Genomic DNA, 23,063 nt, shown 5'->3' with positions numbered 1-23,063 from the left:
CGGGGTTGGCGGCGAGCTGCTGCAGGAACTGCATTCCCGGGACCTCAGGCGCCGGCGCCGGGGCGGGCGCGGGAGCGGGCAGGGGAGCCGGCTGTGCGGCGGCACTGGCGCTGAACGCGACGGCAGCAGACACCGCCCCCGCCGCGGCAATCATCGATGTGGCGAACATTTTCCGGGTGCGGTGCATGAAAGTTCTCCCATTTCCGTCGGTGGCGCTGATGGGCCGTGAATGACACAGACGGCACGCCTTCACCCGAAGCTAGCCTGTTACTAGAGTTACTCAAGTGACAAGAGTGGCATTTATGGAACCGTTACGGAGGTGAAGGCGGACGGTGACCCGCTCGCTAGAGTCGGGCGCATCGACACCACCGAACACACCACCGGGATGACCGCCCGTCTGCGCGCGGCGGCGCCCGCCCTGTTGGTCCTGAGCGTCGCGCTGCGGCTGGCCTGGACCTACCTGGTGCCCAACGGCGCGAACTTCGTCGACCTGCACGTCTACGTCGGCGGGGCCGCCGAACTCGACGGCCCCGGCACGCTGTACAGCTACGTCTACGGCGAGCAGACGCCGGACTTCCCGCTGCCGTTCACCTATCCGCCGTTCGCCGCGGTGGTGTTCTACCCGATGCAACTGCTGCCGTTCGGCCTGGTGGCGTTCGTGTGGCAGGTCGGCATCATCGCCGCGCTCTACGGCGTGGTGCGGCTCAGCCAGCGGCTGCTGACCCCGTCGTCCGCGCCGGGCGGCCGGCGTGTCGCGATGCTGTGGACGGCCGTCGGCATCTGGACCGAGCCGCTGCGCAGCACCTTCGACTACGGGCAGGTCAACGTGCTGCTCGTGCTGATGGTGCTCTATGCGGTCTACACCTCGAAGTGGTGGCTGTCGGGCCTGCTGGTCGGGCTGGCCGCAGGCGTCAAGCTGACCCCCGCGGTGGCGGGGCTGTATTTCGTCGGTGCCAGGCGGTGGGCCGCGGTGGGGTTCTCCGCGGTCGTGTTCTTCCTGACGGTCGGCGTGTCGGCGCTGCTGGTCGGCCAGCAGACCCGGTTCTACTTCACCGAACTTCTCGGCGACGCCGACCGGGTGGGGCCCATCGGCACATCGTTCAACCAGTCCTGGCGGGGCGGCATCTCCCGGCTCCTCGGCCACGACGCCGGCTACGGTCCGGCGGTGCTGGCCGGCGTCGCGGTGACCGCCGTGCTGGCACTGCTGGCCTGGCGGGCCATCGGCGGGGCCGACGACCGGCTGGGCGCGATCGTCGTCGTCGAACTGTTCGGTCTGCTGCTGTCCCCGATCTCGTGGACCCACCACTGGGTGTGGTTGATCCCGCTGATGATCTGGCTGCTGCACGGGCCGCTGCGGCGGGAACTCGGGGCGCGGGTGCTCGGCTGGGGCTGGCTGGCGCTGACGCTGATCGGCGTGCCGTGGCTGCTCAGCTTCGCCCAGCCCAGCATCTGGGTGATCCCGCGGCCGTGGTACCTGGCGTGGGCCGGCCTGGTCTACATCGCGGCCACGCTGGCGACGCTGGCCTGGATCGCTAGCCGAGGATCCCGTCGATATCGCGGGCCATCTGCACGTCCTTGTCCGTGATGCCGCCTTCGGAGTGTGTGACCAATGCGAAAGTCACCGTCCGCCAACGGATATCGATGTCGGGGTGGTGGTCTTTGGCCTCTGCGTGCTCGGCGACGCGGCGGACGGCGTCGACGCCGTCGAGGAACGCCGGGAACTTCACCGACCGCCGCAGGGCTCCGTCGGTGCGCTCCCAGCCGTCGAGCTCGGACAGTGCGGCGTCGACCTGTTCATCCGATAACACAGCCATGACCTCGACGGTATACCGTCTGGCGCAGTGTCGAACTTGATCGTGGTGGCGGGTGCGCTCGTGGAGCGCGGGGCGCTGCTGGTGGCCCAGCGCGCCCGCCCGCCGGAGCTGGCCGGACTGTGGGAGCTGCCCGGCGGAAAGGTCGCCCCGGGGGAGACCGATGAGAGCGCGCTGGCGCGGGAGCTGAACGAGGAGCTCGGCGTCGACGTGACGGTCGGTGCCCGCGTCGGCGCCGAGGTCGCGTTGAGCCCGACGGCATGTCTGCGCGCCTACGTGGTCACCCGCACCGGCGGAGTCGTGGCGCCGCACGACCACCGCGCGCTGCGCTGGGTGCGAGGTGCCGAGCTCGCGGACCTGCCGTGGGTGCCCGCCGACCGGGCGTGGCTGCCGGACCTGGGCAGGCTGCTCGACGCAGAGGACTTCGGGCACCCCGGGTCTGACTGAAGCGCCAGGGACAGAGGGCTTCGCCGCTACGCGGCGGCGCTATCGCCGGCGTCCGGCTTCGTGGCGGCGCGGTCCGCGTCGCTTCCCGACTCGGCCTCGTCGGCGCGGTCGGACGTGGCGGCGTCGTCGGAGTCGGCTGCGTCGGTGGACTCCGGGGTGCCGGGTTGCCGCACCTCGTCCGTGGTGTCCGCACTGTCCGCCGGATCGCCGGTGTCCTGCTCGACGGTGTCCTGCTCGCTGCCGCCCGACAGTTCGTCCGTATCCGTATCCGTATCCGAATCCGCGTCCGTCGCCGCATCCCCGTCCTCTTCCGGATGCCTGGAGCTATCGCTGGATTCCTCTGCCACTGTGGGCGTCTCGTCCTCAGCGGGCTCCTGCGCCGCCTTGTCGAGGCGTTTGTCGGCAACCGTCTGGGAGTCGCGCAGTGGCGTAGCGCTCTCGGCGGAGGGGGTGACCGTCGGCGCGGCGGGGACCGCGGATTTGATTCCGAGCGCGTCGTGGATACCCTGACCGACCGCCTTGGCGAGGTCGGCGGTCAGCTTGAACGGGTTGATCAGCGGGATCAAGCGGGCCGGGGTGTTCTTGCCCATCGGGATGGTCCGGTCATACCCGGTGTCGATCAGCACCTTCAGCGTCGGCTCGATCAACAACATCAGCGGCTCGATGATCGCGGACGTGCGGGTGGCGGCTGCGAGATCGCGGATCGGCTGCAGCAGCGGAAGGTGCTTCGACGGGATCAGGACATAGGTGTTGTCCCAGTCCTCGGGGTTGCCGTTCGGATCTTGCCCCTTGCCCGGGTACTTCTGCACCGTCGACGAGGCGAGCAGCTCTTCGAACGACGCTTCACTGTGCGACCCCCAGGGAAAGGCCGCGCCGGTGGCGGATGGGTCGGCATATGTCAGGTGGGCGTAGAAGAAGCCCAGCGCCGCGTTGGCCGTCGCCAACAAATTGATCGGGTACAACGGCGCGTCGGAGATGATGTCGTATTCGTAGGAGATATCGGTCATCTGGTAACCGGTGTCGGTCGGGGTGGGGCCGTCGAAGGTGATGTCGAGGATCGGAATGGTGATGCCGTTGAACCGGGACCCGATCCCACCGTTGGGGCGGCTCCAGTTGCCGACCAGGACGATCTGGAGTTGGTTCGCGTCCGGCACGATCTTGTCGTTGCCCACCGCGTAGTCCGGGTCTGCGAGGTTACGAAGCTGGAGGTTGGTGATCCGGCCGCTCTGCGAGTAGCCGAAGATAACCACCTTCTCCCCGGGCTCGGCGTGCAGCTGCTGCTGCAACGCGGCGTCCAGGTAATCCAGCCCCACAGCGGTCGACCGGTTGAAGCTCATTGCGGTCAGCCCGCCGTACACCGGCCAGAATTCCTCCGGACCGTAGACGTTGCGGGCCTCGCAGGTCTCGGTTCCGCAGGTCGAATTGGGCTCGATGTAGCGCCGCATGGCATTGGCGACGTAGGACTCCTCGGGCCAGGGGCGGCCGCTGTTTCCCATGATCAGAGCAACGGGGTCGGCCAGCGCCGCCACCGCTGCGGTCAGGGACGAACCGATGGCCAGCACCGTCGCGCCGAGCACCGCAACGACGGTGACGAGCAGTGACCGGATGAACACACGCACTGAGCACTCTCCAATCCGCCGACAACACCGCCGCCCTGCTGGGCATGTTCGCATAGGAGTCAAGTACTTTGCATTGAACCTGCCCGGGGCTTCGCTCGCTACCTGAGGCGGCCGCCCGCCGCGCGCCGGCCCGGTAGCTGAACGAGGAGCTCGGCGTCGACGTGACGGTCGGGGCCCGCACGACCACCGAGCGCTGCGCAGGGTGCGCGGCGCCGAGATCGCCGACCTGCCGTGGGTGCCCGCCGACCGGGCGTGGCTGCCGGACCTGGGCTGGCTGCCGGCCGGCGGAATCCGGTAACGGCGCCGGACAGCGGCCGCCGTGCCGGCGCGCAACCCCGCGGTACGCCAGGAACCACCCGCGAAACTGCGGTTTCGGCACTCGGGTGTCGGTGTAGTTCACGTGTCCGCTACGCCAGGTCTTTGCATACCGAAATGCCTGTGCCGCAGATTGTTTCGATCAACGCGAAACGCCGCGCCGACCTTGCGAGTTTGATTGGCTCAGGCGGTGAGCACGGCGACGCTGCCGGAGACCGGCGCACATCCGGGACTCAATCTGGCGCTGGCCACCTGGGTATCGGCGATCAACTTCTGGGCGTGGAACATGATCGGCCCGCTGTCGACCACCTACGCCGGCGACATGTCGTTGAGCAGCAGTGAGGCATCCGTTCTGGTCGCCACCCCGATCCTGGTGGGGGCGCTGGGGCGGATCGTGATCGGGTCGCTCACCGACAGGTTCGGCGGCCGCGCGTTGTTCATCGCGGTGTCGCTGGCGTCGATCCTGCCGGTGTTGGCTGTCGGCGCGGCCGGTGAGGCGGGGTCCTATCCGCTGCTGCTGGTGTCCGGGTTCTTCCTCGGTATCGCGGGCACCATCTTCGCGGTCGGAATCCCGTTCGCCAACCACTGGTACGAACCCAGTCGGCGGGGTTACGCCACCGGGGTGTTCGGCATGGGCATGGTCGGTACGGCCCTGTCGGCGTTCTTCACACCCCGGTTCGTGGGCTGGTTCGGGCTGATGACCACGCATGTGATCATCGCCGGGGCGCTCGCGGTGACGGCGGTGCTCTGCGTGGTGGTGATGAAAAACGCGCCGCTGTTCATACCGAACCACGACCCGGTCCTGCCGAAGCTGGCCGCCGCGGCGAAACTCCCGGTCACCTGGGAGATGTCGATCCTCTACGCCATCGTCTTCGGCGGATTCGTCGCCTTCGCCAACTACCTGCCCACGTACATCAGGACCATCTACGACTTCTCCGCGGTCGACGCGGGCGCGCGCACTGCCGGATTCGCGGTCGCGGCGGTGCTCGCCCGCCCGGTCGGCGGCGCGCTCGCCGACCGCTTCGCCCCGAAATACGTTGTGCTCGTGTCCTTTGCGGGCACCGCGCTGATGGCCTTCGTCGCGATCTTCCAGCCGCCCCCGGATCTGTGGTCGGCCGTCACGTTCATCACGCTGGCCATCTTCCTGGGTATCGGCACCGGCGGCGTGTTCGCCTGGGTCTCGCGTCGGGCGCCCGGCACGGCGGTCGGGTCGGTCACTGGAATCGTCGCCGCTGCAGGAGGATTGGGCGGCTACTTCCCCCCGCTGGTCATGGGCGCGACCTACGACAGCGTCGACAACGACTACACGGTCGGGCTGGCGCTGCTGGTGGTCACGGCGCTGGCGGCGTTCGTCTACACCGCGCTGCGCCTGCACGCCACCGAGCCCCGATCCGAGGAGCGCGCCCGATGACCGAGAAGTTTCACACCGGCGGGGCGGTCGAAGAACTTCTCGAACGCAGCGGCCGGTTCTTCACACCGGGGCAGTTCTCCGACGACCTGCGCACCGTCACCCACAAGGGCGGTCGCGAAGGCGACATCTTCTACCGGGACCGCTGGAGCCACGACAAGGTGGTCCGCTCCACCCACGGCGTCAACTGCACCGGGTCGTGTTCGTGGAAGGTCTACGTCAAGGACGGCATCATCACCTGGGAGACCCAGGAAACCGACTACCCGACGACGGGTCCGGACCGCCCCGAGTACGAGCCGCGCGGCTGTCCGCGGGGTGCGGCGTTCTCCTGGTACACCTACTCGCCGACCCGGGTGCGCTACCCCTACGCCCGCGGCGTGCTGCTCGAGATGTACCGCGATGCCAAAGCGCGCCTGGGCGATCCGGTGCTGGCCTGGGGGGACATCCAGGCCGACCCGCAGCGGCGGCGGCGTTACCAGCAGGCCCGCGGCAAGGGCGGCCTGGTGCGGGTGACCTGGGCCGAAGCCACCGAGATGATCGCGGCTGCGCACGTGCACACCATCAAGACCCATGGGCCCGACCGCATCGCGGGGTTCTCCCCGATTCCGGCGATGTCGATGGTCAGCCATGCCGCGGGCGCGCGGTTCGTCAGCCTGCTGGGCGGGGCGATGACCTCGTTCTACGACTGGTACGCCGACCTGCCGGTGGCCTCACCGCAGGTGTTCGGCGACCAGACCGACGTCCCGGAGTCCGGCGACTGGTGGGACGCGGCGTATCTGATGATGTGGGGTTCCAACGTGCCGGTGACCCGGACCCCGGATGCGCACTGGATGGCCGAGGTCCGCTACCGCGGCACCAAGGTCGTCAGCGTGAGCCCCGACTACGCCGACAACACGAAGTTCGCCGACGAGTGGATGCCGTGCGCGGCGGGCACCGACGGCGCGTTGGCCATGGCGATGGGCCACGTCATGCTCACCGAGAACTTCGTCCGCAACCGTGTTCCGTTCTTCGTCGACTACGTCCGCACCTACACCGACCTGCCGTTCCTGGTGAAGCTGGAGGAGCGCGGCGGTGCGGTGGTGCCCGGCAAGATGCTGACCGCCGCGGACCTGGCGGCGCATCAGGGCGTGGAGAACGCGGCGTTCAAACCGGTGCTGCTCGACGGGGTCACGAATGACGTTGCGGTGCCCCAGGGTTCGCTGGGTTTCCGCTACGGTGACGCCGGCGTCGGCAAGTGGAATCTCGATCTCGGTGAGGTGGTCCCCGCGCTCACCGTGGCCGGGCCCGCCGGTGACGGCGAGACCGCACTGATCACGTTGCCGCGCTTCGACACCCCGGGTGGCCACGGCGCCACGCTGCTGCGCGGGGTACCGGTGCGCCGCGTCGGCGGGCACCGGGTGTGCACGGTGTTCGACCTGATGCTGGCCCAGTACGGCGTGGCCCGGCCCGGCCTGCCCGGCGACTGGCCGAGCGGCTACGACGACGCGGGGGAGCCCTACACCCCGGCCTGGCAGGAGGCGATCACCGGGGTGTCGGCCGGGCAGGCGATCCGGGTGGCGCGCGAATTCGCGCGTAACGCCGAGGAATCCGGGGGCCGGTCGATGATCATCATGGGGGCGGGCATCTGCCAGTGGTTCCACGGCGACACCACCTACCGCGCAGTGCTGGCGCTGCTGCTGCTGACCGGGTCGATGGGCCGCAACGGCGGCGGGTGGGCGCACTACGTGGGCCAGGAGAAGTGCCGGCCGGTCACCGGGTGGGCGACGATGGCGGGTGCCACCGACTGGTCCCGGCCACCGCGCCAGATGCCGGGCACGTCGTACTGGTACGCCCACACCGACCAGTGGCGCTACGACGGCTACCGGGCCGACGCGCTGGCCAGCCCGACCGCACGGGGGCGGTTCAACGGCAAACACACCATGGACGTGGTGGCCGCCGCGACCGCGATGGGCTGGATGCCGTTCTACCCGCAGTTCGACCGGTCCAGCCTGCAGGTCGCCGACGACGCGAAAGCCGCCGGGCGCGAGATCCCCGACTACGTCTGCGAACAGCTGGCCGCGGGCACGCTCAAGCTGGCGGTGACCGATCCGGACAATCCGGCGAACTGGCCTCGGGTGCTCAGCGTGTGGCGGGCCAACCTGCTCGGCTCGTCGAGCAAGGGCAACGAGTACTTCCTGCGCCATCTGCTCGGCACCGACTCGAACCTGCAGGCCACGCCCACCGAGGAAGCGTTGCGGCCCACAGGCGTCGCATGGTCGGAGGAAATCCCCGAGGGCAAGCTCGACCTGCTGATGTCGATCGACTTCCGGATGACCTCGACCACGCTGCTGTCCGACGTCGTGCTGCCCGCGGCCACCTGGTACGAGAAGGCCGATCTGTCCTCGACCGACATGCACCCCTACATCCACGCGTTCAGCCCGGCGATCGACCCGCCGTGGGAGACTCGTTCGGATTTCGAGGCTTTCGGCGCGATCGCCCGCAGCTTCTCGGGGCTGGCCCGCACACACCTGGGTAGCCGCACCGACGTCGTCCTCGGGGCACTGCAGCACGATTCGCCCGGCGCAATGGCCTATCCGTCCGGGACCCAACATGATTGGCGGGAAACCGGTGAGGTCCCGGTGCCGGGCCGCACGATCGGGCCGATCACCGTGGTCGAACGCGACTACCCGGCGGTGGCCGACAAGTGGGCGACACTCGGCCCGCTGGTGGACCGGCTGGGGGTGACCACCAAGGCGGTGACCACGTGGCCGGTGCAGGAGGTGGCCGAGCTGTCGAAGAAGTTCGGGGTGCTGAGCTCGGGCCCCGGCGCGGGACGGCCGGCGATCACCACCGCCGAGCGGATGGCCGACGTCATCCTCGCGCTCTCGGCCACCTCCAACGGCAGGTTGGCCGTCGAGGGATTCCGCGAACTGGAGCGCCGGACCGGGCGGCGGCTGGTGCACCTGGCCGAGGGCAGCGAGGAGCGCCGCATCACCTACGCCGACACCCAGGCCCGGCCGGTGCCGGTGCTCACCAGCCCGGAATGGTCGGGCAGTGAGACGGGCGGGCGCAGGTACGCCCCGTTCACCGTGAACATCGAGAACCTCAAGCCCTTTCACACGCTGAGCGGCCGGATGCACTTCTACCTCGACCACGACTGGCTGGAGGAACTCGGCGAGCAGCTGCCGGTCTACCGGCCGCCGCTGGACATGGCCCGGCTGTTCGGGGCAGGCGCGGTCGGCGAGCGGGACGGCATCGGGCTGACGGTGCGCTACCTGACCCCGCACTCGAAGTGGTCGATCCATTCGGAGTACCAGGACAACCTGTTCATGCTGTCGCTGTCCCGCGGCGGGCCGACGATGTGGATGAGCCCCGCCGACGCCTCGAAAATCGGGGTGCGCGACAACGATTGGGTGGAGGCGGTGAACCGCAACGGTGTGCTGGTGTGCCGGGCCATCGTCAGTCACCGGATGCCCGAGGGGGTGGTGTTCGTCTACCACGCCCAGGAGCGGGTGATCGATGTGCCGCTGACCGAGACCACCGGGCGCCGCGGCGGCATCCACAACTCGTTGACCCGGCTGCTGGTCAAGCCGAGTCACCTCGCCGGCGGGTACGCCCAGACCGCGTTCGCGTTCAACTACCTTGGCCCCACCGGAAATCAGCGCGACGAGGTCACCGTCGTGCGTCGCCGCTCGCAGGAGGTGGTCTACCAGTGAAACCGATGGCCCAGATGGCGATGGTGATGAACCTGGACAAGTGCATCGGCTGCCACACCTGTTCGGTGACGTGTAAACAGGCCTGGACCAACCGGCCCGGCACCGAGTACGTGTGGTTCAACAACGTCGAGACCCGCCCCGGGCAGGGCTACCCGCGCACCTACGAGGATCAGGACCGGTGGCGTGGAGGCTGGATGCTCGACCGGCGGGGCCGGCTACGGCTGCGCGGGGGCGGGCGGTTCGACAAGCTCCTGCACATCTTCTCCAATCCGAAGCTGCCGTCGATCGACGACTACTACGAGCCGTGGACGTACGACTACGAGAATCTGACGAATGCCCCTCTGGGCGAACACATGCCGGTGGCGCCGCCACGCAGCCTGATCAGCGGTGAGCCGATGAAGATCAAGTGGTCGGCCAACTGGGACGACGACCTCGGCGGGTCACCGGAGATCCTGTCGGGGGATCCGGTGCTGCGTCAGGTCAGTGAGCAGGTCCGGCTCGAACTCGAGCAGACGTTCATGTTCTACCTGCCGCGGATCTGCGAGCACTGCCTGAACCCGTCGTGCGTCGCGTCCTGCCCGTCGGGCGCGATGTACAAGCGCAGTGAGGACGGCATCGTGCTCGTCGATCAGGACCGTTGCCGCGGATGGCGGATGTGCGTGTCCGGATGTCCTTACAAGAAGGTGTATTTCAACCACAAGACCGGCAAGGCCGAGAAGTGCACGCTGTGCTATCCGCGCATCGAGGTCGGACTGCCGACGGTGTGTTCGGAGACCTGCGTCGGCAGACTGCGCTACCTGGGGCTGGTGCTCTACGACGTCGACAGGGTGCTGGAAGCGGCGTCGACGCCCGAGGACACCGATCTGTACGCCGCGCACCGCTCGATCCTGCTCGACCCGGACGACCCCGAGGTGATCGCGGCGGCCCGCGCCGAAGGGATCTCCGACGAATGGATCGAGGCCGCGCAGCGCTCGCCCATCTACGCGCTGATCCAGCGCTATCAGGTTGCGCTGCCGCTGCATCCGGAATACCGCACCGTGCCGATGGTCTGGTACATCCCGCCGTTGTCCCCGGTCGTGGACGCGGTCAGCCGCAGCGGCCACGACGGTGAGGAACTGGGCAATCTGTTCGGCGCGCTGGAGGCGCTGCGGATCCCGATCGAGTACCTGGCGGGCCTGTTCACCGCCGGCGACACCGCGGTGGTCGAAGGTGTGCTGCGGCGACTTGCCGCGATGCGCTCCTATATGCGTGACATCAACCTCGGACGCGAGACGCAGCCGGATATCCCCGAATCCGTGGGCATGACCGAGCAGGACATCTACGACATGTACCGGCTGCTGGCGCTGGCGAAATACGATGAGCGCTACGTGATTCCCACCGCGTACGCCACCGACACACTGCCCGGCGCGGAGGAGCCCGGCTGTTCACTGTCGTTCGAGGGCGGGCCCGGCATGTTCGAGTCCGGTCCGTTCGGCGAGGCCAGCGGGGTGCCGGTGCCCGTGGCGGTGGAGACGTTCCACGCGTTGCAGCAGCGCCAGACCGGTGAACATATGGGCGCCAACGACACCCGCCCGTCCCGGGTGAACCTGCTGAACTGGGACGGCCGCGGCGCGCCGCCGGGGATGTTCCCGCAGAACGGAGACCGGGGATGAGGCTGCGCAAGCGCTCCCCGCTGGCGGACCGGCTCGCGTGGCAGTGCGCGTCGCTGCTGCTCAGTTATCCCCGCCCCGGGCAGCTCGACAGCGCCGCCGAACTGTTGCGGCATGCCGAAGGTGCTGCGGCTGAACAACTCACGATCACGCACCGGGCGTTGCGCGGCATCGATCTGATGACCGCGGCCCAGCAGTACGTCGCGACCTTCGACATGCGGCGCCGGGCCACCATGTACCTCACGTACTGGACGGCGGGGGACACCCGTAACCGGGGTCGCGCGATGCTGGAGTTCGCCGACGCCTACCGGCGGGCCGGGGTCGTGATGCCCGACGGGGAAGCGCCCGACCACCTGCCTGTGGTCCTCGAGTTCGCCGCGACCGTCGACCCCGAGGCCGGGCGGCGGCTGCTCGGCGAGCACCGGGTCGCCCTGGAGGTGCTGTTCCAGGCGCTCGTCGACGCCGAGTCCCCGTACGCGCCTGCGGTGCGGGCGGTGCTGTCGACGCTGCGCGCGGCCACCGACGGCGATCTGCGCCGGGCCCGTCGGCTGGCCGCCGAAGGCCCGCCCGCCGAAGCGGTCGGGCTGCAGCCGTTCACGCTGACCGTCCCACCGCGCCGGGCGGACACCGATCCGAGAGGGGGCGCGCTGACATGACCGGTGGGGAGATCTTCTGGGACGTGGTGCCGTACGTGACCCTGGCCGTCGTCGTCCTCGGCACGTGGTGGCGCTACCGCTACGACAAGTTCGGGTGGACCACCCGGTCGTCGCAGCTCTACGAGAGCCGGCTGCTGCGGATCGCCAGCCCGATGTTCCACTTCGGGATCCTGGTGGTGATCGTCGGGCACATCATCGGCCTCGTCATTCCCGAATCCTGGACGGACGCCGTGGGTTTGAGTAACGACGCCTATCACATCCAGGCGTTGGTGCTGGGCGCCATCGCGGGGTTGTGCACGCTGGTGGGAGTCGTGTTGCTGATCTACCGGCGCCGCACCCGCGGTCCGGTGTTCATGGCGACCACCCGCAACGACAAGGTGATGTACCTGGTGCTGGTGCTGGCCATCGTCGCGGGCCTGGCGTGCACGCTGATCGGGGCCACACCGGTCGGCGCCGAGCACGACTATCGCCAGACCGTCTCGCCGTGGTTCCGGTCGATCTGGGTGCTGCAGCCGCGCGGGGACCTGATGACGGCGGCCCCGCTGTGGTTCCAGATCCATGCGATGCTCGGCATGATCCTGTTCTGCTTGTGGCCGTTCACCCGACTGGTGCACGCGTTCAGCGCCCCCGTCGGTTACCTGTTCCGGCCCTACATCGTCTACCGCAGCCGCGACGAGGCCGGCCGGGGCGAACTGCTCGGTTCGGCGCCGCACCGGCGCGGCTGGTGAGACCGGCCCCGCCTCACTCCGTCCAGTAGACCTGGCCGTCGGCGGCCACCTCGGCGGCGGGGGACACCGGATGGGGCACCAGCTTCCCGTCGTGCATCAGGTGCAGAACCTCGGTGCGGCTGCGGAGTTCGGCGACGTCGGCGACGAGCCGACGGTGGCAGCGCCACCACACCGACTCGCTGCACATGATCGCGGTGCACCGGTCGGCCGCCTGCGCGAGCAGCGCGTCGAGCGCCCGGCCGAACACTTCGGTGCGGGTGTACGCGGCGTAGGCGGCGAACTGCGCGACGCGCCACCACGTGTCGACGACCGGGGTGTCCGCGGGGAGCCGGCGCCGCCCGCCCATATCGGGCTCCCAGCGGTAGGTCAGCCCGGCCGCCGGCGCCCACGCCTGCAGTGCATCGCGGGCCATGTCGGGATTGCGCCGGCTGCCCGGGAACCGGCGAATGTCCACGATGTCGACCACCCCGGCCGTGGTGAGCAGCCCGGCGAGCCCGGCGCGATCGAGGGTGCCGTGCCCCACCGAGACGAGCACCCGTCAGTAGCGCAGCCGGTCCCGGGCCACCCGGACGTCGGAACGGGTGTCGCGGTGGGCGATCGCGTGGATCGGGTGGGTCAGTACCGGGTGACGGCAGTGCGGGCACGACGCCTGACTGCGATTGGCCGAACTGAATGTCAGGTGCCGACACTCGCTACATCGCACGATGTAGAACGCGCCGATCCAATTGGCCAGACCGAGGAAGATCGCCATTGTCGTCAGGGTGGCGAGCACCGTGATGAGGACGATGGTGAGTACCGAGTAAACCGTCATGACCAACCTCCACACGACGCCTGACGGGTGCTGTCAACGGTACGCGCGTCGGCCCCGGAAAGCCCCGGAAAGCCTCCGGAAACCCGGGATTGGGCGGTGAATCCGCCGGTCAGGCCTTCCTGGCCCGCTTGTACACCTTCTCCAGTTCCTTGCCCCGCAACCCGTTGAGTTCGGCCTTGTGGACCTTGTGCAGGACCAGCGGGCACCGCTTGCACCGAGGCTTGCTGCGGCAGCACTTCTTCTTCGGCTTGACGCCGCTGAGCTTGGTGGCTTTCACGTGACGGGAATCTCTCGTTTTCGCGATCGGTGCAGTGCACTGCGACAATCTTTGACGTGACCTCTCGTCCGGACTTTCGCAACGTCGCCATTGTGGCCCACGTCGACCACGGCAAGACCACCCTGGTCGACGCCATGCTGCGACAGTCCGGTGCGCTGACGCACCGCGGTGACGACGCCGTCGAACGCCTGATGGACTCCGGTGACCTGGAGAAGGAAAAGGGCATCACGATCCTGGCGAAGAACACCGCCGTGCACCGTAAACACGCCGACGGCAGCATGACGGTCATCAACGTCATCGACACCCCGGGGCACGCGGATTTCGGCGGTGAGGTCGAGCGCGGCCTGTCCATGGTCGACGGCGTGGTGCTGCTGGTCGATGCGTCCGAGGGGCCGCTGCCGCAGACCCGCTTCGTGCTGCGTAAGGCACTCCAGGCGCACCTGCCGGTGATCCTGGTCGTGAACAAGACCGACCGGCCGGACGCGCGCATCGCCGAGGTCGTCTCGGAAAGCCACGACCTACTGCTCGACGTGGCATCCGACCTCGACGACGAGGCGCAGAAGGCCGCCGAGGCGGCCCTCGGTCTGCCGGTGCTCTACGCGTCGGGCCGCGCCGGTATCGCCAGCACCACCGAACCCCCCAACGGGGAGAACCCCGACGGCGAGAACCTCGACCCGCTCTTCGACGTCCTGCTCGAGCACATCCCGCCGCCGCAGGGCGATCCGGAGGCCCCGCTGCAGGCGCTGGTCACCAACCTCGACGCGTCGGCCTTCCTCGGCCGTCTCGCGCTGATCCGCATCTACAAGGGCCGCATCCGCAAGGGCCAGCAGGTGGCCTGGATGCGTGAGGTCGACGGGCACCCGGTCATCACGAACGCCAAGATCACCGAACTGCTGGTGACCGAAGGCGTGGAACGCACCGCCACCGACGAAGCCGTCGCAGGCGACATCGTCGCGGTCGCCGGCATGCCGGAGATCATGATCGGCGACACGCTCGCCGACCCGGAACACGCGCACGCGCTGCCCCGCATCACCGTCGACGAGCCCGCGATCTCGGTGACGATCGGCACCAACAGCTCGCCGCTGGCCGGCAAGGTGTCGGGTCACAAGCTGACCGCGCGCATGGTCAAGTCGCGGCTGGATTCCGAGCTGGTGGGCAACGTGTCCATCAAGGTCGTCGACATCGGCCGCCCCGACGCGTGGGAGGTGCAGGGCCGCGGTGAGCTGGCGCTCGCGATCCTCGTCGAGCAGATGCGCCGGGAGGGCTTCGAGCTCACCGTGGGCAAGCCGCAGGTGGTCACCCAGACGATCGACGGCAAGCTGCACGAGCCCTACGAGGCGATGACGATCGACTGCCCCGAGGAGTTCGTCGGTGCCGTCACGCAGTTGATGGCCGGCCGCAAGGGCCGGATGGAAGACATGGCCAACCATGCCGCCGGCTGGGTCCGGATGGATTTCATCGTGCCCAGCCGTGGCCTGATCGGGTTCCGGACGGACTTCTTGACGCTGACCCGGGGTACCGGCATCGCCAACGCGGTGTTCGACGGCTACCGGCCGTGGGCAGGGGAGATCCGCGCCCGCCACACCGGCTCGCTGGTGTCCGACCGCAGCGGCACGGTGACGCCGTTCGCGATGATCCAGCTCGCCGACCGCGGCCAGTTCTTCGTGGCCCCCGGCGACGACACCTACGAGGGCCAGGTCGTCGGGATCAACCCCCGTGCCGAGGATCTCGACGTGAACGTGACCCGCGAGAAGAAGCTGACCAACATGCGGTCCTCGACCGCCGACGTGATGGAGACGCTGGCCCGTCCGCTCGAGCTCGACCTGGAGAAGGCGATGGAGTTCTGCGCGGCCGACGAGTGCGTCGAGGTGACGCCGGAAATCGTGCGGGTGCGCAAGGTGGAGTTGACGGCGTCGCTGCGGGCCCGGGCCAAGTCGCGGGCCAAGCAGCAGGCCAACAGCTGATCCGGCGGGACCTCCGCCGTGGTTAATCTGTAGAGCATGCCGACGACCCTGCGCACCGTCAGCGTCGGCCTCAGCGCGATCGGGATGACGTTGTCCCTGGTCACGGGGTGTACGGCGAGTCCGCCGCCGGCGCCGCAGAGCACTGACACCACCGAGGTGACCCCGCCTCCGCCGATGAAGGCGACCCAGATCATCATGGCGATCGACTCGATCGGTCCCGGGTTCAACTCGCACCTGCTGTCCGACCAGTCACCGGTGAACGCGGCCATCAGCTCGCTGGTGCTGCCCAGTTCGTTCCGGCCGATTCCGGATTCCAGCACCCCGACCGGATCGCGCTGGGAGCTCGACACTTCCTTGCTGGTGTCGGCGGAGGTCACCGACGAGGAACCGTTCACCGTCACCTACAAGATCCGGCCCGAGGCCCAGTGGACCGACAACGCTCCGATCGGCGCCGACGACTACTGGTACCTGTGGCGGCAGATGGTCAGCCAGCCCGGCGCCGCCGACCCGGCCGGCTACGACCTCATCACCGGGGTGCAGTCCGTGGAGGGCGGCAAGACCGCCGTCGTCACCTTCGCGCAGCCGTATCCGGCGTGGCGGGAGTTGTTCAACGACATCCTGCCCGCCCACATCGTCAAGGACGTCCCGGGCGGGTTCGCCGCCGGTCTGGCCCAAGCGTTGCCGGTCACCGGCGGGCAGTTCCGGGTCGACAACATCGATCCGCAGCGCGACGAGATCCTGCTGGCCCGCAACGACCGCTACTGGGGCACGCCTGCCGTTCCGGATCTCATCCTGTTCCGCCGCGGTGGCGCGCCTGCCGCGCTGGCCGATTCCATCCGCAACGGGGACACCCAGGTCGCCCAGGTGCACGGCGGCTCGGCGGTGTTCGCCCAGCTCTCCGCGATCCCCGACGTGCGTACGGCGCGGATCGTCACCCCCCGCGTGATGCACCTGACGTTGCGCGCCCAGCAGCCGTCGCTGACCGACCCGCTGGTGCGCAAGGCGGTGCTGGGTCTGCTGGACGTCGATCTGCTCGCCGCGGTCGGCGCCGGCGACGACAACACCGTCACTCTGGCCCAGGCGCAGGTGCGCTCGCCGTCGGATCCGGGCTATGTGCCGACCGCGCCGCCGGCGATGACCCGGGACGAGGCGATGTCGCTGCTGGCCGAGGCCGGCTATGAGATCGAATCCGCGCCGGAGACCGACCCGCCCGCGCCGGTGCCGCCGGAGAACAACCGCGGCCGGCTCGTCAGGGACGGGCAACCGCTGACCATGGTGCTGGGCGTCGCCGCGAACGACCCGACCTCGGTCGCGGTCGCCAACACCGCCGCCGATCAGCTGCGCAACGTCGGGATCGCGGCGTCGGTGGCGGCGCTGGACCCGGTGACGCTGTACGGGGAGGCGTTGGTGAACAACCAGGTCGACGCCGTGGTCGGCTGGCATCCGGCCGGGGGCGACCTGGCGACGACGCTGGCCTCCCGGTACGGCTGTCCGGCGTTGGAGGCCACCGCGGTGGAGACCGCGCCGGGCGCCCCGGCGTCGACCCCGGACGCCCCGGACACCAGCGAGCCGGCACCGCCGTCGGGCACCACGCCGACTCAGACGCCGCCCCCGCCGGCGACGGGATCGGATGAACTGGTGCAGGCGCCCAGCAATATCACCGGTATCTGCGATCCCAGTATTCAGCCCAGCATCGACGCCGCCCTGCGCGGCACCGCCGACATCGCCGAGGTGATCTCCGAGGTCGAGCCGAAGCTGTGGGACATGGCCACGGTGCTGCCGATCCTGCAGGACACCACGATCGTCGCGGCCGGCCCGAGCGTGCAGCACGTCAGCCTGAGCGGCGCCGTACCGGTGGGCATCGTCGGTGATGCGGGCGCCTGGGTGAAACTGCCGCAGTAGACCTACCGCACGAAGAGGCCCCCGCATCCCTGAGGATGCGGGGGCCTGTCTGTCGTGCGCCGGGCTACTCGTCGCCCGAGTCGGATCCGTCGGATCCGCCGGAGTCGGCGCCGTCACCCGCCGCACCCGAGGGTGCGTCGCCGGCGTCGTTGCCATCGTCGGTGTCGGTGTCGGTGTCGGTGTCGGTGTCGTCCGTGTCGGTTTCGGTCTCGTCGGTCAGCTCATCCTCGGCACCGGTGTCCTCGTCGGTCTCCTCCGGATCGGGCACCGTGGTGTCCTCGGCCCCCGTGCCGTCGTCGGTCGTCGGATCCGTTTCCTCGGCCGCGTCCTCCTCCGGGGTGTCGACGATCGCGGCGGCCGGCTCCTCCGGTGCGGTCGGGACCGGGGCAGCGGTTTCGGACTCGGTGACCGTCTCTGTCCCGGCGGCGGCGTCCTCGGTCTGCACATTGGTCAGCGCGAACATCGTGCCTCCACCGACCTCGGGATCGGAGACTTCGTCGGCGGCGACGCGCGCGGCGGATTCCGGCACCGCTTCCGGTGTGATGGCCGCGGCGAGGGCCTTGGGCAGGGTCACGAACAACGCCTGCAGCAGACCACCCTGGAAGGGATCCTCACTGAACGAGAAGATGCCCGGCATCCAGGTCCCGTCGAACTTGGTGAAGCCGTTGAGGGCCGCACCGATCACGACTGCGGGAAGGTTGATCAAATTGATCACCGAGTCGATGAGCTTCCCTTCCATGAGGGAGTCGAACGCGGCCTGCAGCGTCTCGCCGGTCGCCGCCAGCGATCCCATCACCGGCGCCACCGCGCCCAGCACGAGCGGCAGCATGGTCTCCAGGTTGAACAGCGTCTTCACGAGGTTGGCGACGTTCTGCGTGATCTTCGCGGGAACATCCAGCAGCCCCGATGTGAAGATCGGAAAACCGATGTTGAAGATCGGTCCGGTCACCAGTGCGTCGGTCAGCGAGTTGAACGCGGCTGCGATCTCGCCCTGGAACAGTTGCTCGACCGCGTCACCCAGTTGGGACCACAAGCTGAATTCGTTGCTGAAATCGAGGTACTGCAGTGCGCCGTCGACGGCGCCGCCGACCGCGGAGACCAGCGTTCCGCCGTAGCCGAGACCATTGATGAGCGCCTGACGCAGCAGCGGGAACGGGTCCTGCAGCCATGCACTCCCCAACCCGCCCAGGTTCTCGGCCGCGCCCGTGAAGACGTTGACCCAGGCCTGGATCGGATTCACGGCCGCGGACAGATCCACGGCGATCGACGTGAGCGGCGCGGCAGCGGCCACGGTGGGTGGTGGAGGCGCGACAGTGGGCGCGATGGCGATGACGCCGGCCCCGGCTAAAGCCACTCCCGCGGTGAGGTACGAGCGAACCGTGATGTCCATGAGATCCCTTCAAAACAGAACTGTGATGTTGGACACGGGCGAGGTTACATGTACGTCAATAAATTTCCTGGCATTTGACGCCATTCGGCAGTGGCAGCCTTACGTTCGCTGAAAGTCGATGCTCCTATCGCTAGATGGATAGACCGACTTCATAATCGGTGGTTGCGGCTTTGCCCATACGTGCTGGACAGGCAAGCTGAACGGAATGGAGACTCCGCGGCTGTTGTTCGTGCACGCCCATCCCGACGACGAGACCCTGACCACCGGCGCGACGATCGCGCACTACACCGCGCGTGGTGCGCAGGTGCAGGTCGTCACCTGCACGCTGGGGGAGGAGGGTGAGGTGATCGGTGACCGGTGGGCACAGCTCGCGGTCGACCACGCCGACCAGCTCGGCGGCTACCGCATCGGCGAACTCACCGCCGCACTGGCCCACCTCGGTGTCGACCGGCCCCGCTATCTGGGTGGCGCGGGCCGCTGGCGCGACTCGGGTATGGAAGGCACTGCGCCGCGGCGGCAGGAGCGTTTCGTCGACGGCGACTTCGCCGAGCAGACCGCCGCGCTGGCCGCGGTGATCGACGACCTGCGGCCGCACGTCGTCGTCACCTACGACCCGAACGGCGGGTACGGCCACCCCGACCACATCCACACCCACCGGGTCACGACGGCCGCCGTGGGCGCCGCGGCATGGTCGGTGCCGAAGTTCTACTGGACGGTGACGTCGGCTTCGGCGTTGCGCGCCGGGCTGGCCGAACTCGGCGACGTGCCCGAGGGGTGGATCCGCATCCCGGCCGACGACCTGCCACTGGTCGGCTATCCCGACGACGCGATCGATGCGGCACTCGACCTGGAGGCGCACTCCGCGGCCCGGGTCGCGGCGCTGCGCGCCCACGAGACCCAGGTCAGCGTTGCACCGGACGGGCGAGCGTTCGCGCTGTCGAACAACATCGCGCTGCCGGTCGACTCGACGGAGTACTACAAGCTGGCCGCCGGAACTGCAGGCGACCGCGACGGGCGTGGCTGGGAGACCGATCTGTTGTCCGGGCTGTCTGTCGGTTGACACGCCCGTGCGGAGGGTAAGCTGCCCGCAACCGAGCGCGCACGGAAGGGAAGCACATGGACCCGGACCTGGATCCCAACCTGCAGCACTGGCAGGACCGCCTCGACAGCTTTCAATGGGTGGTCGGCTCGCTCGTCTCGGTGCTCGACAGCATCCCGACCTGACAGCCCCGGCCCGGCCGGCCTCGTCCCGGCTACGTGTTCTCGTGCTGTCCCTGCTCGCCCTCGACGGTGTGCTCTCGGCCGTGATGGCCATCTTCTTTCTGCCCCTGCGGATCGGCACGGTGCCGGCCCCCTTCAGTGCGCTGCTCAGCGGTCTCCTGAACGTGGCGCTGGTGTGGGCGGCGCTGCAATGGACCTCGGTGCCGCGGCTGGCCGCGCTGCCACTGTGGACCTGGCTGGCCACGGTCGTGCTGTTCACCGTGGTCGGACCCGGCGACGACGCGGTGTTCGGCGGTGTCGGGATCATGGAGTTCGGCCCGGTGCTGCTGGTCGCCCTCGGGGCGGGGCCCGCGGCGTGGCTGCTGACGCGACACCCGCCGGCGGGGGCAGGCGCCGCGACCCGGCTCAGGTGACTACTGTGATCCCTATGTCGGGCGGATGGCAGACGCAATCTGTTTCAGAGAGTGAGACGCGTGGATGATCCGCGACAACGCCGGGGTTATAGGGAAGTGGCTCTGAACCCCCAGCGCGGTGCCGATCTGCCCAGCCCGGTCGTTCCCCCCAAGCCCGGTGCGCCCGGCGCTGCCGCCTTGCGGCGGGTGCTCAGGCGCGCCCGGGACGGCGTGGCGCTCAACGTCGACGAGGCGGCGATCGCGATGACCGCGCGCGGTGACGACCTGGTGGAGCTGTGTGCGTCGGCCGCCCGGGTGCGCGATGCCGGCCTCGACGCCGCCGGGCGGCGCGGTGGTACCGGCCGGCTGCCGGTCAGCTATTCGCGCAAGGTCTTCATCCCTGTCACGCACCTGTGCCGCGACAAGTGTCACTACTGCACGTTCGTCACCGTGCCCGGCAAGCTGCGCGCCGAGGGCCGGGGAATGTTCATGGAGGCCGACGAGATCCTCGACGTTGCTCGCCGCGGCGCTGCAATGGGTTGCAAGGAAGCGCTTTTCACCCTCGGCGACCGGCCTGAGGACCGCTGGGACGAGGCGCGGCAGTGGCTCGACGAGCGTGGTTATGACTCCACACTGGACTACGTGCGGGCGATGGCGATCCGGGTGCTCGAAGAGACCGGGCTGCTGCCCCACCTGAACCCGGGCGTGATGTCCTGGTCGGAGCTGTCGCGGCTCAAGCCGGTGGCGCCGTCGATGGGCATGATGCTGGAGACCACGTCACGGCGGTTGTTCGAGACCAAGGGCCTGGCCCACTACGGCAGCCCCGACAAGGACCCCGCGGTGCGTCTGCGCACGCTGGACGACGCCGGCCGGTTGTCGATCCCGTTCACCACCGGTCTGCTGGTGGGCATCGGGGAGACGCTGACCGAGCGAGCCGAGACCGTGCACGCGATCCGCCGCTCGCATAAGGAGTTCGGCCACGTCCAGGAAGTGATCGTGCAGAACTTCCGCGCCAAGGACCACACCGCGATGGCCGACGTGCCCGATGCCGGGCTCGACGATTTCCTGGCGACCATCGCGGTGACCCGGCTGGTGATGGGCCCGAAGGTGCGCATCCAGGCGCCGCCGAACCTGGTGTCGCGCAGCGAATGCCTCGCGCTGATCGCCGCAGGCGTCGACGACTGGGGCGGGGTGTCACCGCTGACGCCCGACCACGTCAACCCGGAGCGGCCCTGGCCCGCGCTGGACGAACTGGCCGCTGTCACCGCCGAAGCCGGCTACGACCTGGTTCAGCGACTCACTGCGCAGCCGCAGTACGTGCAGGCCGGCGCGGCGTGGATCGATCCTCGGGTGTACGGGCACGTCGCGGCGCTGGCCGACCCGGACACCGGTTACGCGCTGGACGTCAACCCGGTGGGCCGGCCGTGGCAGGAGCCCGATGAGGCCGGCGAATCGCTGGGCCGCACCGATCTGCACACCGCGATCGACACCGAGGGCCGGCTGACCGAGACTCGCAGCGATCTCGGCAGCGCGTTCGGCGACTGGGAGTCCATCCGCGCCAAGGTGAACGAGCTGGCCGCCCGCGCACCCGAACGCATCGACACCGATGTGCTGGCCGCACTGCGCTCGGCCGAACGGGACCCGGCGGGGTGCTCCGACGACGAGTATCTGGCGCTGGCCACGGCCGACGGGCCCGCGTTGGAAGCCGTGACCGCACTGGCGGATTCGCTGCGCCGCGACGTCGTCGGCGACGACGTCACGTTCGTGGTGAACCGCAACATCAACTTCACCAACATCTGCTACACCGGCTGCCGGTTCTGCGCGTTCGCGCAACGCAAGGGCGACGCGGACGCCTACTCCTTGTCCACCGACGAGGTCGCCGAACGCGCCTGGGAGGCGCACGTGGCCGGCGCCACCGAGGTGTGCATGCAGGGCGGCATCGACCCGGAACTGCCGGTGACCGGCTATGCCGATCTGGTGCGGGCGGTCAAGGCGCGGGTGCCGTCGATGCACGTGCACGCGTTCTCGCCGATGGAGATCGCCAACGGCGTCACCAAGAGCGGGCTCTCGATCCGGGAATGGCTGACGTCGCTGCGCGAGGCGGGCCTGGACACGATCCCCGGTACCGCCGCCGAGATCCTCGACGATGAGGTGCGCTGGGTGCTGACCAAGGGCAAGCTGCCGACGTCGATGTGGATCGAGGTCGTCACCACCGCGCACGAGGTCGGGCTGCGGTCGAGCTCGACGATGATGTACGGCCACGTCGACACCCCGCGGCACTGGGTCGGCCATCTCAACGTGCTGCGCGGCATCCAGGACCGCACCGGCGGGTTCACCGAGTTCGTGCCGCTGCCGTTCGTGCACCAGTCCAGCCCGCTGTATCTGGCCGGGGGAGCGCGGCCAGGGCCCACCCACCGCGACAACCGGGCGGTGCACGCGCTGGCGCGAATCATGTTGCACGGCAGGATCCCCAGCATTCAGACCAGCTGGGTCAAGCTCGGCGTCGAGCGCACCCAGGTGATGCTGCGCGGCGGCGCCAACGACCTCGGCGGCACGCTGATGGAGGAGACCATCTCGCGGATGGCCGGCTCGGAGAACGGCTCGGCCAAGACCGTCGCCGAGCTCGTCGCGATCGCCGAGGGGATCGGCCGCCCCGCGCGCCAGCGCACCACGGACTACAGCCCGCTCGCGGCCTGACCCCCACCCCCCAGTGGGGCGAGCGTGCGTGTCTGCGGCCGACACGCCGCGCAAAAGTCCGACAACGCGCACGCTCGCGGA

Annotated in this window: 18 protein-coding genes and 2 pseudogenes; 13 read left to right on the top strand and 7 right to left on the bottom strand. The window is 69.1% G+C overall.

All coding sequences use genetic code 11. The features are described 5' to 3' along the window. Nucleotides 1–187: pseudogene (locus tag MVA01S_RS31730) on the bottom strand (hypothetical protein); the annotation flags it as partial. Nucleotides 188–385: 198 nt separating this feature from the next. Between MVA01S_RS31730 and MVA01S_RS11400 the strand changes: the two are divergent. Next, entirely contained in the window at nucleotides 386–1,585 is a 1,200-nt protein-coding gene (locus MVA01S_RS11400) for a mannosyltransferase (RefSeq protein ID WP_237024428.1), read from the top strand. Here the strand turns inward: MVA01S_RS11400 and MVA01S_RS11395 are convergent. After that, entirely contained in the window at nucleotides 1,533–1,814 is a 282-nt protein-coding gene (locus tag MVA01S_RS11395; RefSeq protein WP_003931182.1) for a 4a-hydroxytetrahydrobiopterin dehydratase, read from the bottom strand. The two genes, MVA01S_RS11400 and MVA01S_RS11395, sit on opposite strands and share 53 nt — an antisense overlap. A gap of 27 nt (nucleotides 1,815–1,841) precedes the next feature. Here MVA01S_RS11395 and MVA01S_RS11390 point away from each other — a divergent pair, with 27 nt between their 5' ends. Beyond that, entirely contained in the window at nucleotides 1,842–2,258 is a 417-nt protein-coding gene (locus MVA01S_RS11390) for a (deoxy)nucleoside triphosphate pyrophosphohydrolase (protein WP_003931183.1), read from the top strand. A gap of 26 nt (nucleotides 2,259–2,284) precedes the next feature. On the opposite strand, the gene MVA01S_RS11385 is transcribed toward MVA01S_RS11390, so the two are convergent. After that, nucleotides 2,285–3,877, bottom strand: a complete 1,593-nt coding sequence (locus tag MVA01S_RS11385; protein WP_003931184.1) for a PE-PPE domain-containing protein — start codon at nucleotides 3,875–3,877, stop codon at nucleotides 2,285–2,287. Between the two features lie 175 nt (nucleotides 3,878–4,052). Between MVA01S_RS11385 and MVA01S_RS31655 the strand changes: the two are divergent. From MVA01S_RS31655 to narI, 6 genes and pseudogenes are all read left to right on the top strand, one after another. Further along, nucleotides 4,053–4,175, top strand: a pseudogene (locus tag MVA01S_RS31655) (DNA mismatch repair protein MutT); the annotation flags it as partial. A gap of 207 nt (nucleotides 4,176–4,382) precedes the next feature. Further along, nucleotides 4,383–5,603 (top strand): nitrate/nitrite transporter, encoded by a 1,221-nt coding sequence (locus MVA01S_RS11380; protein WP_003931185.1) that lies wholly within the window; start codon nucleotides 4,383–4,385, stop codon nucleotides 5,601–5,603. Further along, on the top strand, nucleotides 5,600–9,295 hold the full coding sequence (locus MVA01S_RS11375) for a nitrate reductase subunit alpha (RefSeq protein WP_003931186.1): 3,696 nt from the start codon (nucleotides 5,600–5,602) through the stop codon (nucleotides 9,293–9,295). The genes MVA01S_RS11380 and MVA01S_RS11375 overlap by 4 nt, the downstream gene beginning before the upstream one ends. Continuing rightward, complete coding sequence (gene narH, locus MVA01S_RS11370) at nucleotides 9,292–10,947, top strand: nitrate reductase subunit beta (RefSeq protein ID WP_003931187.1); 1,656 nt, start codon at nucleotides 9,292–9,294, stop codon at nucleotides 10,945–10,947. The genes MVA01S_RS11375 and narH overlap by 4 nt, the downstream gene beginning before the upstream one ends. After that, the gene (narJ, locus tag MVA01S_RS11365) at nucleotides 10,944–11,600 is read left to right on the top strand and encodes a nitrate reductase molybdenum cofactor assembly chaperone (protein WP_003931188.1); all 657 of its coding nucleotides are present in this window, start codon (nucleotides 10,944–10,946) and stop codon (nucleotides 11,598–11,600) included. Before narH ends, narJ begins: the two co-directional genes overlap by 4 nt. Continuing rightward, nucleotides 11,597–12,328, top strand: coding sequence for a respiratory nitrate reductase subunit gamma (gene narI / locus MVA01S_RS11360; protein WP_003931189.1), 732 nt, complete (start codon nucleotides 11,597–11,599; stop codon nucleotides 12,326–12,328). The genes narJ and narI overlap by 4 nt, the downstream gene beginning before the upstream one ends. Nucleotides 12,329–12,341: 13 nt before the next feature. Here the strand turns inward: narI and MVA01S_RS11355 are convergent, their stop codons facing one another. The 3 genes from MVA01S_RS11355 to MVA01S_RS30850 all read right to left on the bottom strand — a co-directional run bounded on the left by MVA01S_RS11355 (nucleotide 12,342) and on the right by MVA01S_RS30850 (nucleotide 13,416). Then, nucleotides 12,342–12,863: a DUF488 domain-containing protein gene (locus MVA01S_RS11355; RefSeq protein WP_003931190.1), complete on the bottom strand. Its 522-nt coding sequence runs from the start codon at nucleotides 12,861–12,863 to the stop codon at nucleotides 12,342–12,344. A gap of 3 nt (nucleotides 12,864–12,866) precedes the next feature. Then, complete coding sequence (locus tag MVA01S_RS11350; RefSeq protein ID WP_003931191.1) at nucleotides 12,867–13,139, bottom strand: thioredoxin domain-containing protein; 273 nt, start codon at nucleotides 13,137–13,139, stop codon at nucleotides 12,867–12,869. 109 nt (nucleotides 13,140–13,248) lie between these two features. Continuing rightward, nucleotides 13,249–13,416 carry a hypothetical protein gene (locus MVA01S_RS30850; RefSeq protein ID WP_003931192.1) on the bottom strand — a complete coding sequence of 56 codons (168 nt, stop codon included), beginning with the start codon at nucleotides 13,414–13,416 and terminating at the stop codon, nucleotides 13,249–13,251. Between the two features lie 56 nt (nucleotides 13,417–13,472). Here MVA01S_RS30850 and typA point away from each other — a divergent pair, with 56 nt between their 5' ends. Both typA and MVA01S_RS11340 read left to right on the top strand, forming a co-directional pair. Continuing rightward, on the top strand, nucleotides 13,473–15,380 hold the full coding sequence (gene typA / locus MVA01S_RS11345) for a translational GTPase TypA (RefSeq protein WP_174538897.1): 1,908 nt from the start codon (nucleotides 13,473–13,475) through the stop codon (nucleotides 15,378–15,380). Nucleotides 15,381–15,416: 36 nt separating this feature from the next. Next, complete coding sequence (locus tag MVA01S_RS11340; protein ID WP_003931195.1) at nucleotides 15,417–17,282, top strand: ABC transporter family substrate-binding protein; 1,866 nt, start codon at nucleotides 15,417–15,419, stop codon at nucleotides 17,280–17,282. Nucleotides 17,283–17,346: 64 nt separating this feature from the next. Here the strand turns inward: MVA01S_RS11340 and MVA01S_RS11335 are convergent, their stop codons facing one another. Beyond that, entirely contained in the window at nucleotides 17,347–18,672 is a 1,326-nt protein-coding gene (locus tag MVA01S_RS11335) for a hypothetical protein (protein ID WP_003931196.1), read from the bottom strand. Nucleotides 18,673–18,877: 205 nt separating this feature from the next. Here MVA01S_RS11335 and mshB point away from each other — a divergent pair, with 205 nt between their 5' ends. The 3 genes from mshB (at nucleotide 18,878) to MVA01S_RS11320 (ending at nucleotide 22,982) form a co-directional block, all read left to right on the top strand. After that, nucleotides 18,878–19,732 carry an N-acetyl-1-D-myo-inositol-2-amino-2-deoxy-alpha-D-glucopyranoside deacetylase gene (gene mshB, locus MVA01S_RS11330; protein ID WP_003931197.1) on the top strand — a complete coding sequence of 285 codons (855 nt, stop codon included), beginning with the start codon at nucleotides 18,878–18,880 and terminating at the stop codon, nucleotides 19,730–19,732. A 115-nt stretch (nucleotides 19,733–19,847) separates the two neighbouring features. Further along, nucleotides 19,848–20,306 carry a hypothetical protein gene (locus tag MVA01S_RS11325; RefSeq protein ID WP_040541542.1) on the top strand — a complete coding sequence of 153 codons (459 nt, stop codon included), beginning with the start codon at nucleotides 19,848–19,850 and terminating at the stop codon, nucleotides 20,304–20,306. Between the two features lie 96 nt (nucleotides 20,307–20,402). Then, nucleotides 20,403–22,982: a bifunctional FO biosynthesis protein CofGH gene (locus MVA01S_RS11320; RefSeq protein WP_003931200.1), complete on the top strand. Its 2,580-nt coding sequence runs from the start codon at nucleotides 20,403–20,405 to the stop codon at nucleotides 22,980–22,982. The last annotated feature ends 81 nt before the right edge of the window (nucleotides 22,983–23,063 follow it).

It is taken from the genome of Mycolicibacterium vaccae NBRC 14118 = CIP 105934 (genome assembly GCF_001552715.1).
GTDB lineage: Bacteria > Actinomycetota > Actinomycetes > Mycobacteriales > Mycobacteriaceae > Mycobacterium > Mycobacterium vaccae.
Note: the sequence above shows the minus strand (reverse complement) of the source record. Positions and strands in the feature narration are given on the sequence as shown.

What these genes read in the sequence shown, in the direction of transcription:
- narI (WP_003931189.1), top strand. Translation starts at nt 11,597, where the DNA reads ATGACCGGTGGGGAGATCTTCTGGGACGTGGTGCCGTACGTGACCCTG.
- MVA01S_RS11395 (WP_003931182.1), bottom strand. Translation starts at nt 1,814, where the DNA reads ATGGCTGTGTTATCGGATGAACAGGTCGACGCCGCACTGTCCGAGCTC.
- narJ (WP_003931188.1), top strand. Translation starts at nt 10,944, where the DNA reads ATGAGGCTGCGCAAGCGCTCCCCGCTGGCGGACCGGCTCGCGTGGCAG.
- mshB (WP_003931197.1), top strand. Translation starts at nt 18,878, where the DNA reads ATGGAGACTCCGCGGCTGTTGTTCGTGCACGCCCATCCCGACGACGAG.
- MVA01S_RS11375 (WP_003931186.1), top strand. Translation starts at nt 5,600, where the DNA reads ATGACCGAGAAGTTTCACACCGGCGGGGCGGTCGAAGAACTTCTCGAA.
- MVA01S_RS11335 (WP_003931196.1), bottom strand. Translation starts at nt 18,672, where the DNA reads ATGGACATCACGGTTCGCTCGTACCTCACCGCGGGAGTGGCTTTAGCC.
- MVA01S_RS11400 (WP_237024428.1), top strand. Translation starts at nt 386, where the DNA reads ATGACCGCCCGTCTGCGCGCGGCGGCGCCCGCCCTGTTGGTCCTGAGC.
- MVA01S_RS11340 (WP_003931195.1), top strand. Translation starts at nt 15,417, where the DNA reads ATGCCGACGACCCTGCGCACCGTCAGCGTCGGCCTCAGCGCGATCGGG.
- MVA01S_RS11325 (WP_040541542.1), top strand. Translation starts at nt 19,848, where the DNA reads ATGGGTGGTCGGCTCGCTCGTCTCGGTGCTCGACAGCATCCCGACCTG.
- MVA01S_RS11350 (WP_003931191.1), bottom strand. Translation starts at nt 13,139, where the DNA reads ATGACGGTTTACTCGGTACTCACCATCGTCCTCATCACGGTGCTCGCC.